This window comes from Azospirillum endophyticum, assembly GCF_016595245.1.
Taxonomy (GTDB): domain Bacteria; phylum Pseudomonadota; class Alphaproteobacteria; order Azospirillales; family Azospirillaceae; genus Azospirillum; species Azospirillum endophyticum.
The window spans coordinates 59405-75386 of sequence record NZ_JAENHM010000088.1; the positions used below are offsets into that span (position 1 = coordinate 59405).

The following is a 15982-nucleotide window of genomic DNA, read 5'->3' on the forward strand; positions in this document are numbered from 1 at the left end:
TGGCGCCGCCGCCCACCAACCGGTATGACGGTCGTCATGGCGACGATCCAGGAAGCGATGGCTGCCGCGTTGGCGCATCACCAGGCCGGCCGGCTCGCCGAGGCGGCGGCGCTGTACCATGCCGTGCTGGACGCCCTGCCGGGCCATGCCGACGCCGCCCATCTGCTGGGCGTGGTCCATCTCCAGTCCGGCCAGCCGGAACGCGCCGTCCCGCTGATCCGCGGCGCCATCCAGCACAACCATCGGGTCGCCGACTATCACGACAATCTCGGCAGTGCGCTGAAGGCGCTCGGCCGGCTGGAGGAGGCGGTCGCCGCCCACCGTCAGGCGGTCCGGCTGCGGCCGGAATTCGCCCAGGCGCTGTACAATCTGGGCAATGCGCTGGAGGCGCATGGCCGGCTGGAGGAGGCGGCGACCGCCTTCCGGCAGGCGGCGGCGCGACGGCCCGGTTATGCCCGCGCCCGCTTCAACCTCGGCAACGTGCTGGCGGCCCTGGGCCGGCGGGCGGAGGCCGACGACGCCTACCGTGCCGCCCTGGCCGACGATCCGGGCTTCGTCGAGGCCCATGCCAACCGCGGCGCGCTGCTGCTGGCGCTGGACCGGCCGCGGGAAGCGGCGGCGGATCTCGCCCGCGCGCTGGCGCTCCGTCCCGACCATGCGCCGGCCCTGTCCAATCTGGCCGCGGCCCGGCTGGCGCTGGGCGACCGCGACGGCGCGGAGCGTGCCGCCCGCCATGCGGTATCCGCCCGACCGGACCTCGCCGAGTGCCTGCTGCGACTGGGCGAGGTGCGCCAGCGCGCCGACCGGCTGGGCGCCGCGGCCGACGCCTATGGCGCGGCACTGGCCTGGAACCCGGCGCTGGCGGAGGCGCATGCCAACCTCGCCCTGGTCCGGCAGGGCCAGGGACTTCTCGACGCGGCGGAGGCCGGGAACCGGCGGGCGCTGCGGATCGATCCGTCGCTGGCCGACGTGCGTTCGAACCTCGCCTATCTCCGGCTGTTCCGGCCGGGAGTGACGGCGGCGGCGGCGCTGGAGGCGCATCGCGGCTGGGACGCCGTCCACGGCGCGCCGCACCGTGGGCGTTGGGTGAAACCCAGGGCGAAGCCCGGCGCGGCGCCGGCCGCCACGGGGCCGCTCACCGTCGCCATCCTGTCCGGCGATTTCCGCCGCCACCCGGCCGGGCTGTTCGCCGTCCGCACGGTGGAGGCGCTGCCCGGCCGGGACGTCCGGCTGCTGCTCTACGCCAACCAGACCGAAGCCGACGACGTGACCGCCCGCTTCCGCAGGGCGGCGGCGCGCTGGACCCCGGTCGCCGGCCTGACGGACGAGGAGGTGGCGGCCCGGATCCGCCATGACCGACCCGACGTGCTGATCGATCTCGCCGGCCACAACGCCCGCGGCCGGCCCGGCGTCTTCGCGCGCAAGCCGGCACCGCTGCAGGTGGCATGGGCGGGCTATATGGCGACCACCGGCTTGGCCGCCATGGATGCGCTGGTCGCCGACCACCACCATGTGCCGGACGGGATGGAGGCCTTCTACGGCGAACGGGTCCTGCGCATGCCCGACGCCTTCATCGCCTACGATCCGCCGGGCGACGACGGCGAGCTGCCGCTGACCCCGCCACCCAGCCTGTCCGGCGCCCCGGTCACCTTCGGCAGCTTCAACATCCTGACCAAGCTGAACGACGACGTCCTGGCCGCCTGGGCGGCGATCCTGCGCCGGATGCCGGACTCGCGCCTGCTGATGAAGACCAAGGCCCTGTCCTGTCCGGTCACCGCCGAACTCTGGCGCGGCCGGCTGGCCGCCGCCGGCATCGCGCCGGACCGCGTGACCATGGTCGGCGCCACCGGCAGCCTGGAGCATATGCGCCGGTGCGCGTCGGTCGACGTGGCGCTCGACCCCTTCCCCTTCTCCGGCAGCACCACGACGCTGGAGACGATGTGGATGGGCGTGCCGGTCGTCACCCTGCCGGGGGAGACCTTCTCCAGCCGCCATTCCCTGGCCTTCCTGACCGTGGCGGGGGTGGAGGGCTGCGTCGCCGCCGACCCGGCCGATTATGTGGAGCGCGCCATCGCCTGGGCGTCCGCCCCGCGGCGGCTGGCGGAGCTGCGCCGGAGCTTGCGGAGCCGCATGGCCGGCGGGCCGCTGTGCGACGGCGAACGGCTCGCCGCCGCCCTGGCAGGGGAACTGCGGGCGTTGACGGCCCCGCACTGAACATTGCGGCGAACACTGCGGCGAACACTGCGGCGGAACCAACCCGAACGCGTCGGCGTTGAGCCTTGGGTACCTCCTCCACGCCCATAGACGCGGGAATTCGGCGCATGCACAGCTCCACTCGGCTTGCCTTCCTGCTCTCCGCGACTGTCGCCGTCCTGTCGCTCGCCGGCTGCGGCGATCAGGCGTCGCTGCCGGTGTCGGCCGGCACCGGCCCCAACCCGACGCTACCGGCGCCGAAATCCTCGCTGATCCCGACGGTCAACATCGCCGACGCCATCGGCTGGCCGCAGGGCGCGCAGCCGGTGGCGGCCCAGGGGCTGAGCCTCACCCCCTTCGCCACCGGGCTGGACCATCCGCGCTGGATGCTGGCGCTGCCCAACGGCGACGTGCTGGTGGCGGAGACCAACGCGCCGCCGAAGCCGGAGGACGGCAAGGGCATCAAGGGCTGGGTCATGGGTCTGGTGATGGGCAAGGCCGGGGCCAAAACGCCCAGCGCCAACCGCATCACCCTGCTGCGCGACAGCGACGGCGACGGCAAGGCCGATATCCGCGAACCGTTCCTGGAGGGGCTGAACTCCCCCTTCGGCATGGCGCTTGTCGGCGGCGACCTCTACATCGCCGACACCGACGCGGTGGTGAAGGTGCCCTACAAACAGGGCGACACCCGGATCACCGCCAAGCCGGCGAAGGTCGTCGACCTGCCGGGCGGGCCGATCAACCATCATTGGACCAAGAACATCATCGCCAGCCGCGACGGCAGCAAGCTCTATGCCACCGTCGGCTCCAACAGCAATGTCGGCGAGAACGGGATGGAGGCGGAACAGGGCCGCGCCGCCATCTGGGAAATCGACCTGAAGACCGGCGCCCACCGCATCTTCGCCTCCGGCCTGCGCAACCCGAACGGCATGGATTGGGAGCCGACGACCGGTGCGCTGTGGACCGCGGTGAACGAGCGCGACGAGATCGGCAGCGACCTCGTCCCCGACTACATGACCTCGGTGAAGGACGGCGGCTTCTACGGCTGGCCCTACAGCTATTACGGGCAGCATATCGACCAGCGGGTGGAGCCGCAGCGCCCCGACCTCGTCGCCAAGGCGATCCCGCCCGACTATGCGCTGGGGCCGCACACCGCCTCGCTCGGCCTGACCTTCTCGCGGCAGGGCGCTTTGCCGCAGACTTTGCAGCAGGGCGCCTTCGTCGGCCAGCACGGGTCGTGGAACCGGGAGCCGGCCAGCGGCTACAAGGTGATCTTCGTTCCCTTCCAGAACGGCAAGCCGTCGGGTGAGCCGGTCGACGTGCTGACCGGCTTCCTCGACAAGGACGGCAAGGCACAGGGGCGCCCGGTCGGCGTTACTCTGGACGGCAAGGGCGCCCTGCTGGTCGCCGACGATGTCGGCAACGCCATCTGGCGCGTCGGCGTCGGCAGCACCGCCCAATCCGCCGAGCGGCCGGACCAGCCGAAGCAGTGACGATAGGGCTGCGGCTAAGGGGAGGATAGGCCCTGAAGCCGATGGCCGAGGCCAGGATTGCGGCCCTGGCCGGCTGTCCCCATAGTCACCCGAACCCTTCTGTTCAGGGACGTCGCGGAGTGCGGGATGGAACCGGATTGGTTGGTTTGGGCTCGCCGGGTTCAGGCACTGGCGCAATCCGGCCTCGCCTTCACCAGGGATGCCTACGACCGCGAGCGGTACGAAGACCTGCGGTTGCTGGCCGCAGAGATGATGGCCGCGCGTTCCGGCGGCGATCCGGCCCGGATCGAAGCGCTCTTCGCGGATCAGGCGGGCTACGCCACGCCCAAGGTGGATGTGCGTGGGGCGGTGTTCGATCCCGCGGGCCGCATCCTGCTGGTCCGCGAACTGGCGGATGGTGGCCGCTGGACCCTTCCCGGCGGCTGGGCCGACGTCAACCAGACGCCGAGCGAATGCGTCGCGCGCGAGGTGCTGGAGGAGGCCGGACTCGCGGTGCGGGTACGTAAGCTGGCATGCGTCTACGACCGGGCCCGTCATGCCCACCAGCCGCCCTATCCCTTCCATATCTACAAGATGTTCTTCACCTGCGATCTGGCCGGCACCGCGGCGGACGCGCGCGGGGACGGGCATGAAACGGGCGCTGCGGCGTTCTTCGCGCAGGAGGATGTCCCGGAAGCCGAACTCTCCGTCAGCCGCGTGCTGCCATTTCAGATCGCACGCCTGTTCCAGCACTGGCGGGATCCGCGGCTGCCGACGGACTTCGACTGATCAGCCTGCGCATCGCGTCCGACGCCTACCGCTGCGGTCCGGCAGCCGGGAGCGGACGCTCCATGACAATCGTGCGTTCCTCGCCATGGTATGCATCCCGGACGGCAGTGAAACCGAGCTTGGCATAGAATGGCTCCGCCGTGACGGACGACGGCACCGTCAGCGTCGTGACGCCCTTCCGGATCGCCACGCGTTCGATCTCGGCCATCAGGCTTCGTCCGATGCCTCGGTTCTGGCATGCCGGGTCGATGAACACCGTCCGGACGACATGCCCGTCCAGGCTCGCGGTGCCGACGATCTCGACTCCGATGACGGCAACGAACACGAGCCGCCGATCGATGAATTCAAGCACCGCCTCCGGACCGAAATTCCGTTCGACACGCCGGATCACGGCCTCGGAATAATCTTTGGCGTTCGTTTCGCGAAGCGACGAGATGACGAGGCGGCTGATGCTTGCAGCATCGTCGCGATGTGCAAGCCGCACCGAAACCTCCAACGCCCTCTTCCTTCCTGGTCCGGTCTCCATCCACCAAGGACGCCGGGGGTCGCCCCGGTGCTCCTTTTCGCAACGCCTCGGTTTCAATCCTGCCCGCGTGAGACGCGGAACCAATGCTCGGCATATTGCCGGCAGAGTTCCGCTTCCACGCCGTCGCCGGCGCGTTCGGCATCGACGGCGCGGGCGAGCCATTGGGTCTGTTTTTGAAGCGCCGATCCGTTCACCCGGGCGGGTGCCGGCCGAACCCCGGTCGATGCGGCGGCACTGGGGCGGGACTTGCTGAAATTCGGTCGCGACACTGGGACGCGGGGCCTGGAGGGTGGCATTGGGCCTACCGGTTTCCTTGAAAGAGTGGAGGGTCATCCTTTGACCCGACAAAGTCTACGCTGCACATCGCCAGGATGCGCGAAAATAATACAGCGTGGCGGCGGTGCCGCAAGGGCGCCCGGGGCTCCGAAGTCAGGTTAAGAAGGGCGCCTATAAGCCCTCTCCCCCCTGGGGAGAGGGTTGGGTGAGGGGGCAGCGCGGGCGGAACGCCCGTGCCAGGGGATTGCCAAGGGGCAGTATGCCCCTTGGCGGCGCGCAAAGCGCGCCGGCCCCCTCACCCTCCCCGTGGGAGAGAGGGCCTTACGTCGCTTACCGCTAACCTGACTTCGTTACCCTGCAAGGGCGCCGACATCCGCCGACGTGCCGACCGACGTCGAGAATGCGGCGGACCGAGGGAATCAGGGCGACGCGCAGGTCCGACGTGAGCCGAACCGCGATCATGTCGCCCTGGACCTGGCGGTCGCTGAATGCCCCGGCTTCGCAGACGGCTTCCGCCCGTCAAAAGCGCATGGCACGATTTCCGAATGCCCGGCGCGGTGCCTCACTCATACACGGCGTCGCGCGGTCCGGTATCTCCCAACGCCATTTTGACGAAGGCGTCAGCCGTCAGGTCTGCGTCGAGCAGCGCGCCATGATGGGCGAAGCGATCGCTCCGGTCGAGCCACAGCCGATCACACAGCGCATCGAGCGAGCCGGACGCGCCGGGGAAGACCTCGTGCGACATCTCCTTGGTACAGATGAACCGGTCCGCCGAGAACGTGTCGGCCCCCCACGCGGCGCGTCCGCAACGCGCGAACTCGTAGTTCAGGAAGTCCATCTCGTTCTCATAGGCATGCGCCACCAGACGATCCTCGCCCAGAAAGGCGAGAAGCGTGTCGGCGACCTCGGGAAAACGGGGCGCCGCCTTCAGGTCGGCGGGCTTGATGCCGTGCACCTTGATGGCGTCGGGATGAAGAGGGGCGTCGGGGTTGACCCGCGTCTCCCAGCTGCGCGCTTTCCTCCAGGCATCGCCCTCACGGAGGAGCTCAAGACACCCGATTTCGATGATGATGCCGGGCTGACGCAGGCCCTTGGGCGCCTTACGGATGTCCTGCAGGCTCGGCAGGCGCCGCCCGGTCGTCTCGATGTCGATCGCGACCAGCCGGTCACGGCCTTCCCATGGCTGCATGCTCATTGAAATCCAATCCTTCATCGGTGGAGCCACCTGTGGCACGGATGTGAAACAAGGACAACGCTCCGTCATGCCGCCCAGAGTAGCATGGCGAAAGCGCCGGTCGCCCTTCGCGACATCGCCTCCGGCCTCGACTCCACGCCGCGCATCCACCCGATCCGCGAATCCGCATTTCGACTGCGATCGCCCCGGATGGCGGCGGGAGAGCCAGCTTCCCCTCCCCTTCCGCGGCCGATGGCGCGATACTGCGCCATGATCTATCTCGACCATCTGGCCTCGACGCCGCTCGACCCGCTGGTGCTGGAGGCGATGCTGCCCTGGATGCGGCCCGATGCGGCCGGCAACCCGCATGCCGCCCATCCGGCGGGCTGGCGCGCCGCCGACGCCATCGACCAGGCGCGGGCCGAGGTCGCGGCCCTGGTCGGCGTCCAGCCGGGCGAGGTGGTCTTCACCTCCGGCGCCACCGAGGCGAACACGCTGGCCCTGCTGGGCGGCGTGCCGGCGGGCGGCGGCTGCGTCGTCTCGGCGGTGGAGCATGCCAGCGTGCTGGGCTGCCTGCCCGAATTGCGGCGGCGCGGCCATCCGCTGGCCGTCCTGCCGGTGGACTGCATGGGGCGGGTCGATCCCGCTGCCCTCGATACCGCCTTGAGCGGGTTGCCGGGGCCGGCGCTGGTGTCGGTGATGGCCGCCAACAACGAGGTCGGAACGGTCGAGCCGCTGGCCGAGCTGGCGGCCGTCGCGGCGCGCCATGGCGCAGCGATGCACAGCGATGCGGTGCAGGCCCTGGGGACGCGCGCCCTCGACATGGCGGCGATCGGCCTGCAGGGGCTCAGCCTGTCGGGGCACAAGCTGTATGGGCCGATGGGAATCGGCGCCCTGATCGTCCGCCGGGACTTCCGGCCGGTGCCCGCCTCCCCCGGCGGCGGGCAGCAGCGCGGGCTGCGGGGCGGGACGCTGCCGACGCCGCTCTGCGTCGGGCTGGGCACCGCCTGCCGACTGGCACGGATGCGCCGGGACGAGGATGCGCAGCGGATCGGCCGGTTGCGCGACCGTCTGTGGCAGCGGCTGCAAAGCCGCCTGCCCGGCATCCGCCGCAACGGCGGGGCGGAGGGCTTGGCCGGCTGCCTGAACGTCACGATTCCCGGCATCGACGCCGCCGACCGGCTGCTGGATCTGCCGGAGCTGGCGATCGCCACCGGTTCCGCCTGCCACAGCGGAGCCGGGGAGCCCTCGCATGTGCTGCTGGCGCTGGGCCTGTCGGCGGCGGATGCGCATGCCAGCCTGCGCTTCGGGCTCGGCCGCGGCACGACGGCGGCGGAGGTCGACGAGGCGGCGGACCGGCTGGCGTCCGTGCTGGGCTCGGCGATGCCGTCGTCCTAAGGAGACGGCGATGCCGTGGGAATGAATCGCCCCGCCGGAGCGTCTACGTCCAACTGGCTCCGCCGGCACGGTCCGTCCCGGCGGCAGAACCACGACAAGGGAGGAAACCCATGATCACTGCGAGCTTCCGGGCGAGCTTCCGGATCGCGGCGGTGGCCGCCGTCCTGATGGCTGTGCCGGGCGCAGCGTCGGCGCAGCAGGCCGGCCCGTCCGCCATGACCTTCTTCGTCACCAGCGCCGGCACCGGCAAGGGGGCCGATCTCGGCGGCTTGGCCGGCGCCGACCAGCATTGCCAGCGGCTGGCCCAGGCCGCCGGCGCCGGCAGCCGCACGTGGCATGCCTATCTCAGCACCCAGGCCGCCGACGGCCAGCCGGCGGTCAACGCCCGCGACCGCATCGGGAAGGGCCCCTGGCAGAACGCCAAGGGCGAGGTGATCGCCCGCACGGTCGAGGAGCTGCACGGCACCAACGCCCTGACCAAGCAGACCGCCTTGACCGAGACCGGCGGGACGGTCAACGGCCGCGGCGACCAGCCCAACACGCATGACATCCTGACCGGGTCGCAGCCGGACGGCACCGCCTTCCCCGCCGGACAGGACATGACCTGCGGCAACTGGACCAAAAGCGGCGCCGAGGGTGCCGCCATGCTCGGCCATCACGACCGCATGGGCCTGAACGAGGAGCCGCCGGCAAAGTCCTGGAACTCGTCGCACGCCTCGCGCGGCGGCTGCAGCCAGGATGCGCTGAAGGGCACCGGCGGCGCCGGGCTGCTCTACTGCTTCGCGGCGAACTGACCGGTTCGCCCCTCCTCACCGCGAGGGGATGGCGACGCCATCCCCTTGCCCGGGCTCAGTCGTCCGATCCTGCCACCGATCGCTAGAAAACCAGCCGCGCACCGACCTTGATCACCGTGCCCAGGGAATCGGCGCCGGTATCGATGTCGGTATCGGCCACCACCTGCCAGCGCGGGGTGATGTGGTAGGCCAGATCGGCGAGGTAATGGCCGCTGGCCGCGCCGTTCTCCGGCAATGTCCGCCGCGCCCGCAAGGACAGGGTCATGGCGCCGCGGCCATAGGCCAATGCCGCATTCAGGCTGCGGACCGAGACGCCGTCCGCCTCCTCCTGCCGGCGCAGGTCGCCGTCCAGGGTCACGTTCTGCCATTCGAACTGGGTGCCGACGATCCAGGACTGGCGCGGCAGCCGGCGGCTGTCGCCGCGCACCCGCGCCCGGCTGGTGCCGGCGGACAGGCGGGTGTTGATGCCGCCCATCTGGATGGTCTTGCGCACCGCCGCCTCCACCAGATGCATCGCTTCGCGCGGATCGGGCATGTCGCCGTTGCCGCGCGGCATCGGCGTGTAGCTGGCGCCCAATTCGAACCCACGCAGCGGCGGGGTGTAGTAGGTCAGCTTCGCCGTCCGGCTTCCCGCCCCGGTCGACGACGACACATCCGCCACCCCCACCAGTCGGTTGCGGGCACTGTCGGCCTGTCCGATCTCCAGCGCTCCCCAGGAGACATCGACAGCCAAGAAATGGCGCTGATCGGCAAAACTACCCTTTTGGTATAGAACGTCCGCAGACGCGTTGCTTGCCGATAAAATCGCCATTGCCGCCAGAATAGGCATGGAAATTCCTCGTCTCATAGGGCAAGCCTCGTGCTGTTTGGCCGATGGTCGACTGTCCGTCTGGTCGATACGGCCCTGTGTATCCTTTCAGGTTTGAGGGATGTTCGTCTAAAATTCTGACAAAACTGTGACCCGAATCTTGCGTATTGCGGTGCAAAAACGATTGCGGCTTCGCGAAATACGCGAAGCCGCTGCACTCGGGCCGGTCTTCAGGGGATTTTGGGAACGACGATCAAGCCTTGCCGGCCTCTCCCCCGGCAGGCTTCCGCGTCGCGGGTGCCGGTCGGGGAAACGACCATCGCGCCAAGGGTGGGGCGGGTCCCGCCCTCACGCCACCGCCTTCACCGCAACGCCGGCCGCCTCCAGCGCGCGGCGCACGGTGGCGGCCATGGCGACCGCAGTTGGGGTGTCGCCATGGACGCAGATGGTATCGGCGACGATGGGCAGTCGGGTGCCGTAGCGGCTCTCCACCGCACCGTCCAGCACCATCCGCACCACCCGCGCGGCGGCCAGATCCGGATCATGGATCACCGATCCGGCCACGCTGCGCGGCGTCAAGGTGCCGTCATCCTCATAGGTGCGGTCGGCGAAGGCCTCGCGCGCGACGCGCAGCCCGGCCTCCTGTCCGGCCCGGTCCATCGCGCTCAGCGGCGGGACGACGAACAGCAGGGCGGGGTCGACCGCCTTGATCGCGCGGGCGATGGCGCCGGCCAGATCCGGCTCCACCGCCGCCATGTTGTAGAGGGCGCCGTGCGGCTTCACATGGGTTACCCGCCGGCCCGACAGGGCGGCGCAGGCCTGGAGCGCGCCGACCTGATAGGCGACCAGCCGCTCGACCTCCGTCGTCGTGACGCCACGCATGACGCGGCGGCCGAAGCCGGGGCGGTCCTCGAAACCCGGATGGGCGCCGATGCGCACCCCCTTCTCCCCCGCCAGCCGGGCGGTGTCGGCCATGATGGTGGGATCGCCGGCATGGAAGCCGCAGGCGATGTTGGCGGAGGTGACGATGTCCAGCATCGCCCGGTCGTCGCCCATGGACCAGGCGCCATACCCCTCCCCCATGTCACAGTTCAGATCGATGCTCGGCATGGCTCTCTCGCAGTTCGTTCTCAAAAAAGATCCGGGCGCCGTCACGCCGCATCCGACTGTCGCAGGGAATGGATGAAGCCGGCAACCTCACTGCGCATCGCGCCCATCTGCTCCGCCAGCACCCCCGCCGCCCCGTCCAGCTGGGTGGAGGCGTCGCCGGTCTGGCTGGCCGCCACGGAGGTGGCGTTGACGTCGCCGAGCAGGGCACGGACACCCAGGGCCGCCTCGCTGACGCCGCGGCCGATCTCCGCCGTCGCCGCATTCTGTTCCTCCACCGCGGCGGCGATGGAGGCGCTGATCTGGCTGAGGCTGTGCACCACGCGGGCGATCTCGACGATCTCTTCGGCGGCCGAACCGGTGGAGCCCTGGATGGCGCGGATCTGCGTCTCGATATCCTCGGTCGCCTTGGCGGTCTGGGTCGCCAGCGCCTTCACCTCGCCGGCCACCACGGCGAAGCCCTTGCCGGCCTCGCCGGCGCGGGCGGCCTCAATGGTGGCGTTCAGCGCCAGCAAATTGGTCTGCTTGGCGATCGCATGGATCAGCGTCACCACCGCCGACACCCGGTCGGAGGCCTGGACCAGCCCGGCAACCTGATCGGTGGCCCGCGACGCGCGGCGCGACGCCTCGTCGGCGATCGATTGGGAATGCTGGGCCTGGGCCGAGATCTCGCGGATGGAGGCCACCAGTTCGTCCACCGCGGCGGCCATGCCGTCGACCGAGGCGTTGACCGACGCGGCATTGCCGGCAGCCTGCCGGCTGACCTCCCCGTTCTGTTCCGCCACGCCGGCAAGGCTGCGGGTGGCGAGCCCCATCCCGTCGGTGGTACGCAACACCTCGCCCAGGGTGCTGCCGACGCGCCGTTCGAAATCGTCGGCCACCCCGGCGATGGCGGCGCAGCGCTCGGCCTCCGCCTGCCGGCGCAACTCGATCTGCTCGGCCTCCAGCCGCTGCTTGGCCGCACCCTGCTCCTTGAAGACCTGGACGGCGGCCGCCATGCGGCCGATCTCGTCCCGGCGGTCCAGCGAGGGCACGTCGACCGCGCCGTCGCCGGCCGCCAGCCGCGTCATCACCCCGGTCAGCCGGACGATGGGCCGGGTGGCACCGCGCACCATCAGGAACAGCACGCCGCACAGTGCGACCAGAGCCGCCAGACCGCCGCCGGCCAGGAGCCATGCCCGTTCGGCAGCCTGAAGCTCGGCCCGGCGGGGCGACAGGTGGATCTCCACGCTGCCGAGCGTGTCGAGGCGGGCGCCGGTCTTGCGCTGGATGTCGGCCTTGCGGACCAGCACCGTGGGGTCGGTATCCGACACGTCGCCGCTCTTGGCGAAGACCTCGCCCTTGGGATCGAGAACCCGGCTGCCGAGATAGTCGGGATCGTTGGTGAGGGCCGCGAGCTGGGCCGCGGCGGATTCGGCATCGACGTTCCACAGCGGCTCCGCCAGACCGCCGGCGATGACGCGGACGGTGACGGCCGCCCTGTCCTCCAACGCGGTGCGGGCATCCTCGCGGTTGACGGTGACGACGGCGGCAATGCCCGTCGCGCTGATGATGGTGACCATCAGGGCGATGGGAACGACGACACGCATGGCAAGGGTACGGCCCACACGCTGCAGCATCAGGTCCACTCCATTGTGGGTGTTGGGGCGGTAAAGGGGAGCATAGGCTGTGAAATTTCGGAGGCTTTCTCGGCCGTCATCCCCGCGGAGGCGGGGAACCAGAGTTTCCAATGCAAATGCCTGCAAAGTCTGGATTCCCGCCTTCGCGGGAATGACGGCCGAGAAAAGCCCGTGATGAAAAAGGCGATGGGAAGTGAACCAAACTTCCGATGCTTCTCCACAGGACTCGAAAAAATTCCGGTCTCTCAGTCCCAGCCGGTGACGGCGCCACCGATCAGGTTGAAGCCGAGCAGCCGGCCGCTGTCGTACAGGGCGAAACCGCCGGCCGATTGCAGGAGCGCCGGCAGGCCACCGATCGTCTCGCGGTGGCGGGCCTGGATGCGCCCGGCCTCCGCCGCGTCGACGGCGGTGAAGCGCAGCCGCTCGCCGGGGCGCATCTGTGCCAGCGCCGCGACGTCCGGCCCGACGACGCAGGCGATCTTGGGATAGCCGCCGGTGGTCTGGCGGTCGGCCAGCAGGACGATGGGCCGGCCGGTGCCCGGCACCTGCACCGCCCCCAGCGGAATGCCGTCCGACGTGATGTTGAAGCCGCGCGCATGCTCGATCGCCGGGCCGTCCAGCCGGCAGCCCATGCGGTCGGCCTCATGGCTGACCGTATAGTCCTCTTCCAGGAAAGCCTCGATCCCGGCCTGGGTGAAGTAATCCTGCTGCGGCCCCAGCATCACTCGCAGCCGCTCGCCGCGTGCCGGCAGCAGGGAGGGGTCGAGACGACGCTCCCCCTGGTCCGCCGCCTGGTCGAGCTGCAGGGGAAGCCGGTCGCCGGTCTTCAATGCGGTGCCGTCCAGCCCGCCCATACGGCTGCGTATGTGGGTGGCGACGCTGCCCAGCACCGGTTGAAGCGCGAAGCCGCCTTCCACCGCCCAATAGCCGCGCATGCCGCTGCGCAGGGCCCCGATGCGCAGGGTCTGCCCGTCGGTCAGGCGCAGGCTGGTCCAGGCTGGCACCGCATCGCCATCCACCGTCAGGCCGACATCGGCGGCGACGGCGATGCGCACCGGCCCTCCCTCCACCACGATGCTGTCGCCGGCCAGGGTGAACTCCACCGCCCCCTCATCCGGCCGGTTGCCGACCAGGGCGTTGGCGGCGGCATGCAGCAGCGGGTCGGCCGCCCCGGCGACCGAAACACCATAGCGCTGATACCCGACCCGCCCGCGGTCCTGAATGGTGGAGCTGGGACCGGCGGACGCGACATGGAGATGGGTGGTCATGCCGCCGCTCCCTGCATCAGAGTGGCCGGAGCGGCGACGGTCTCGCAGTCGGGCAGATAGCCGTTCAGACCGTCCAGCCGGTCGAATTCGGCGGCGGTGACGGCGGTGAAGCGGATGCGGTCGCCGGGCGCCAGCAGGAAGGGCGGCTCCCGCCGTAGGTCGAAGGTGCGCGCCGGGGTGCGGCCCAGCAGATGCCAGCCGCTGGGCATGGCGATGGGGGAGATCGCCGCCTGCGCCCCGCCCTGCATGACGCTGCCCGCCGGGGTGACCATGCGCGGGTTCTCGCGGCGGGGCTGATGCAGCACCTCCGGCAGGCCGCCGAGATAGGCGAAACCGGGGGAGAAGCCCAGCATATAGACCCGGTAGTCGGCGCTGCAGTGCAGCCGCACCACCTCCTCCGTGCCGAGGCCGGACCGGCGGGCCACTTCGTCCAGATCCTCGCCATGGCCGCCGCCGAAGCAGACCGGCACGATCCAGCGCAGCTGCGGTTCGGCCGCCTCCTGCGTCAGCCCGGCAGCAAGCTCCAGCAACGAACGGCCCAGCGGTTCCGCCGTCGTCACCGCCGGGTCGAACTGCACCAGGATGGAGCGGTATGTCGGTACCGTCTCCACGATCCCGGACACACCGGCTTCGGCGATGCGGCGGTCGAGGCGATGGACGGCGGCGTTCAGGTCCTGGGCGATGCCGTCGCCCAGTTCGACGATCAGGGCGCTGTCGCCGGCCGTCCGCAGAACGGGGGCCGGAAACGCAGTGGTCACGCTCATGGCGGCTTCTCGAAAGCTGGTCGAAGGGAGGATGCGCCCGCCGGTCAGCGGGCGTATTTGTCCAGGATCTGCTGGTAGGCGCCGCTCGCCTTCATCGCCGCCACCCCGGCGTCGAACTCGTCGCGCAGCTTGGTGGTGTCGCGGGCCTTGGTGAAGGCGATGTAGCTGGGGATGTCCTGCACCGGAGGGTTCAACTCCTTCACCTTGTCCAGCGCGCCCGCCTGTTTCAGGAAATACTGGGCGACATAGCGGTTGCTGGGCATCACCTCGAACCGGCCGGACACCAGCTTCTTGACGTTGCTGTCGCTGTCGTTCGACTTTTCCACCGCCGGCAGCACGCCGGTCTTGATCGCGTCGTCGACGATGGAGCCGTAGCTGATCTGGTTGACCACGCCGAACTTGCGGTCGGCCAGCTTGGACAGGTCGCCGTCGAAGCTGACCGGACTGTCCTTCGCCACGAACAGCGACACCACCTGCGGCACCAGCACCTGGGTGGAGTAGTTCAGGAACTGCTCGCGCTCCGGCGTCTTGTAGGCGGTGAAGACGGCATCCGCCCCGCCCTCGCGCACGGTGTCGAGCGCACGAGCCCAGGGCATGATCTCCACCGTCACGCTATGGCCGGCAGCCTTCATCGCCTCCGTCACGATGTCGTAGGCGATGCCAGCCGGCTTGCCGCCGTCGTCGTAGATCAGCGGCGGAAAGCTGAGCGCCACCATGCGCAGCTGGTCGGCGGAAGCCGGCGCGGCGGCGGTCAACAGGCCGGCGGCAAGAGCGGCGGCCGGGGCGGCGGTGGAGAGCAGGCGGACGGAGAATGGAGATGGCATCGGGCAAGCCTCCACCGTGTCCGCCCGGAGCGGAATGCCCGCGCGGCGGCCGGTATTTGCAGGGGATGGAGCGGGGGAGAGAAGCGGTCAGAGCACCGACAGATGCGTGTTCAGCAGGTCGGTGATCAGCATGGCACCGGGGCTGTGGGTGATGGCGATCGGCGGTCGGGCGTTGCGGATCGCGACCTGTGGCGTCACCCCGCAGGCCCAGAAGACCGGCACCTCGCCGGGCTCGATGGGAACCCCCTCGCCATGTTCGGGATCGGCGATGTCGCGGATGCCGATGGCGGCCGGGTCGCCGAAATGCACCGGCGCGCCATGCACCGACGGGAAGCGCGAGGTGATCTGGATGGCGCGGATGGCATCCTTCGGCACCATCGGCCGCATCGACACGACCATGGTGCCGCTGAAGCGGCCGGCCGGCGTGCAGGGGATGCTGGTCTCGTACATCGGCACATTGCGGTTCATCGCGATGTGCCGCACCGGCAGACCGTCGGCCAGCAGAGCCTCCTCGAAGGAGAAGGAGCAGCCGATCAGGAAGGCGACGAAATCGTCACGCCACAGGTCGGTGATGTCGGTCGGCCCATCGGCCAGCACGCCGTCGCGATAGACGCGGTAGCGCGGCACGTCGGTGCGGATGTCGATGTCATGGCCCAGCGTCGGCAGGCGGGGATCGCCGACCTCCGACACCGCCAGCAGCGGACAGGGCCGCGGGTTCGCCTGGCAGAAGCGCAGGAAGTCGCCGGCCCAATCCGCCGGCAGGATGGCGAGGTTAGCCTGGACATGGCCGGGGGCGAGGCCGGCGGTCTGGCCGCTGTTGGCACCGCTGCGGATGCGTAGCCGCTCGGCAGCGGCGGAGAGGGGAGTGGTCGTCATGGGATGGTCCGGGGTTTTGGTGTTTTGTGTGGAGGCTTTGGCTTCGCTTTGCCCCCACCCCGACCCTCCCCCGCTAGGCAGGGGAGGGGGACAG

Annotated in this window: 15 protein-coding genes; 5 read left to right on the top strand and 10 right to left on the bottom strand. The window is 70.1% G+C overall.

Annotation, left to right across the window (positions count from 1 at the left end; translation table 11 throughout):
* The first annotated feature begins 36 nt into the window (after positions 1-36).
* From JHL17_RS34785 to JHL17_RS34795, 3 genes are all read left to right on the top strand, one after another.
* Positions 37-2214, top strand: a complete 2178-nt coding sequence (locus JHL17_RS34785; RefSeq protein WP_247894036.1) for an O-linked N-acetylglucosamine transferase, SPINDLY family protein — start codon at positions 37-39, stop codon at positions 2212-2214.
* 107 nt (positions 2215-2321) lie between these two features.
* Entirely contained in the window at positions 2322-3686 is a 1365-nt protein-coding gene (locus JHL17_RS34790; protein WP_200199229.1) for a PQQ-dependent sugar dehydrogenase, read from the top strand.
* Positions 3687-3812: 126 nt separating this feature from the next.
* On the top strand, positions 3813-4454 hold the full coding sequence (locus JHL17_RS34795; protein ID WP_200199230.1) for an NUDIX hydrolase: 642 nt from the start codon (positions 3813-3815) through the stop codon (positions 4452-4454).
* Between the two features lie 25 nt (positions 4455-4479).
* On the opposite strand, the gene JHL17_RS34800 is transcribed toward JHL17_RS34795, so the two are convergent.
* The 3 genes from JHL17_RS34800 to JHL17_RS34810 form a co-directional block, all read right to left on the bottom strand.
* Entirely contained in the window at positions 4480-4950 is a 471-nt protein-coding gene (locus tag JHL17_RS34800) for a GNAT family N-acetyltransferase (protein WP_247894037.1), read from the bottom strand.
* 83 nt (positions 4951-5033) lie between these two features.
* Positions 5034-5276 (bottom strand): DUF4167 domain-containing protein, encoded by a 243-nt coding sequence (locus JHL17_RS34805; RefSeq protein ID WP_200199232.1) that lies wholly within the window; start codon positions 5274-5276, stop codon positions 5034-5036.
* 542 nt (positions 5277-5818) lie between these two features.
* Complete coding sequence (locus tag JHL17_RS34810; protein ID WP_200199233.1) at positions 5819-6451, bottom strand: 3'-5' exonuclease; 633 nt, start codon at positions 6449-6451, stop codon at positions 5819-5821.
* A 249-nt stretch (positions 6452-6700) separates the two neighbouring features.
* Here JHL17_RS34810 and JHL17_RS34815 point away from each other — a divergent pair, with 249 nt between their 5' ends.
* Both JHL17_RS34815 and JHL17_RS34820 read left to right on the top strand, forming a co-directional pair.
* Positions 6701-7828, top strand: coding sequence for a cysteine desulfurase family protein (locus JHL17_RS34815; protein WP_200199234.1), 1128 nt, complete (start codon positions 6701-6703; stop codon positions 7826-7828).
* Positions 7829-7938: 110 nt separating this feature from the next.
* The gene (locus JHL17_RS34820; protein WP_200199235.1) at positions 7939-8622 is read left to right on the top strand and encodes a hypothetical protein; all 684 of its coding nucleotides are present in this window, start codon (positions 7939-7941) and stop codon (positions 8620-8622) included.
* An 82-nt stretch (positions 8623-8704) separates the two neighbouring features.
* On the opposite strand, the gene JHL17_RS34825 is transcribed toward JHL17_RS34820, so the two are convergent.
* The 7 genes from JHL17_RS34825 to JHL17_RS34855 all read right to left on the bottom strand — a co-directional run bounded on the left by JHL17_RS34825 (position 8705) and on the right by JHL17_RS34855 (position 15888).
* Positions 8705-9469 (bottom strand): porin, encoded by a 765-nt coding sequence (locus JHL17_RS34825; protein WP_345773940.1) that lies wholly within the window; start codon positions 9467-9469, stop codon positions 8705-8707.
* Between the two features lie 309 nt (positions 9470-9778).
* Positions 9779-10540 (bottom strand): 5-oxoprolinase subunit PxpA, encoded by a 762-nt coding sequence (locus tag JHL17_RS34830; RefSeq protein WP_200199236.1) that lies wholly within the window; start codon positions 10538-10540, stop codon positions 9779-9781.
* Between the two features lie 41 nt (positions 10541-10581).
* Complete coding sequence (locus JHL17_RS34835) at positions 10582-12156, bottom strand: methyl-accepting chemotaxis protein (protein WP_200199237.1); 1575 nt, start codon at positions 12154-12156, stop codon at positions 10582-10584.
* 245 nt (positions 12157-12401) lie between these two features.
* Positions 12402-13424 (bottom strand): 5-oxoprolinase subunit C family protein, encoded by a 1023-nt coding sequence (locus tag JHL17_RS34840; protein ID WP_200199238.1) that lies wholly within the window; start codon positions 13422-13424, stop codon positions 12402-12404.
* Positions 13421-14188 (bottom strand): 5-oxoprolinase subunit PxpB, encoded by a 768-nt coding sequence (gene pxpB, locus JHL17_RS34845; RefSeq protein ID WP_200199239.1) that lies wholly within the window; start codon positions 14186-14188, stop codon positions 13421-13423. The genes JHL17_RS34840 and pxpB overlap by 4 nt, the downstream gene beginning before the upstream one ends.
* Positions 14189-14232: 44 nt before the next feature.
* Positions 14233-15012 carry a substrate-binding periplasmic protein gene (locus JHL17_RS34850; RefSeq protein WP_200199240.1) on the bottom strand — a complete coding sequence of 260 codons (780 nt, stop codon included), beginning with the start codon at positions 15010-15012 and terminating at the stop codon, positions 14233-14235.
* An 87-nt stretch (positions 15013-15099) separates the two neighbouring features.
* Positions 15100-15888, bottom strand: coding sequence for a putative hydro-lyase (locus JHL17_RS34855; RefSeq protein WP_200199241.1), 789 nt, complete (start codon positions 15886-15888; stop codon positions 15100-15102).
* Between the last annotated feature and the right edge of the window lie 94 nt (positions 15889-15982).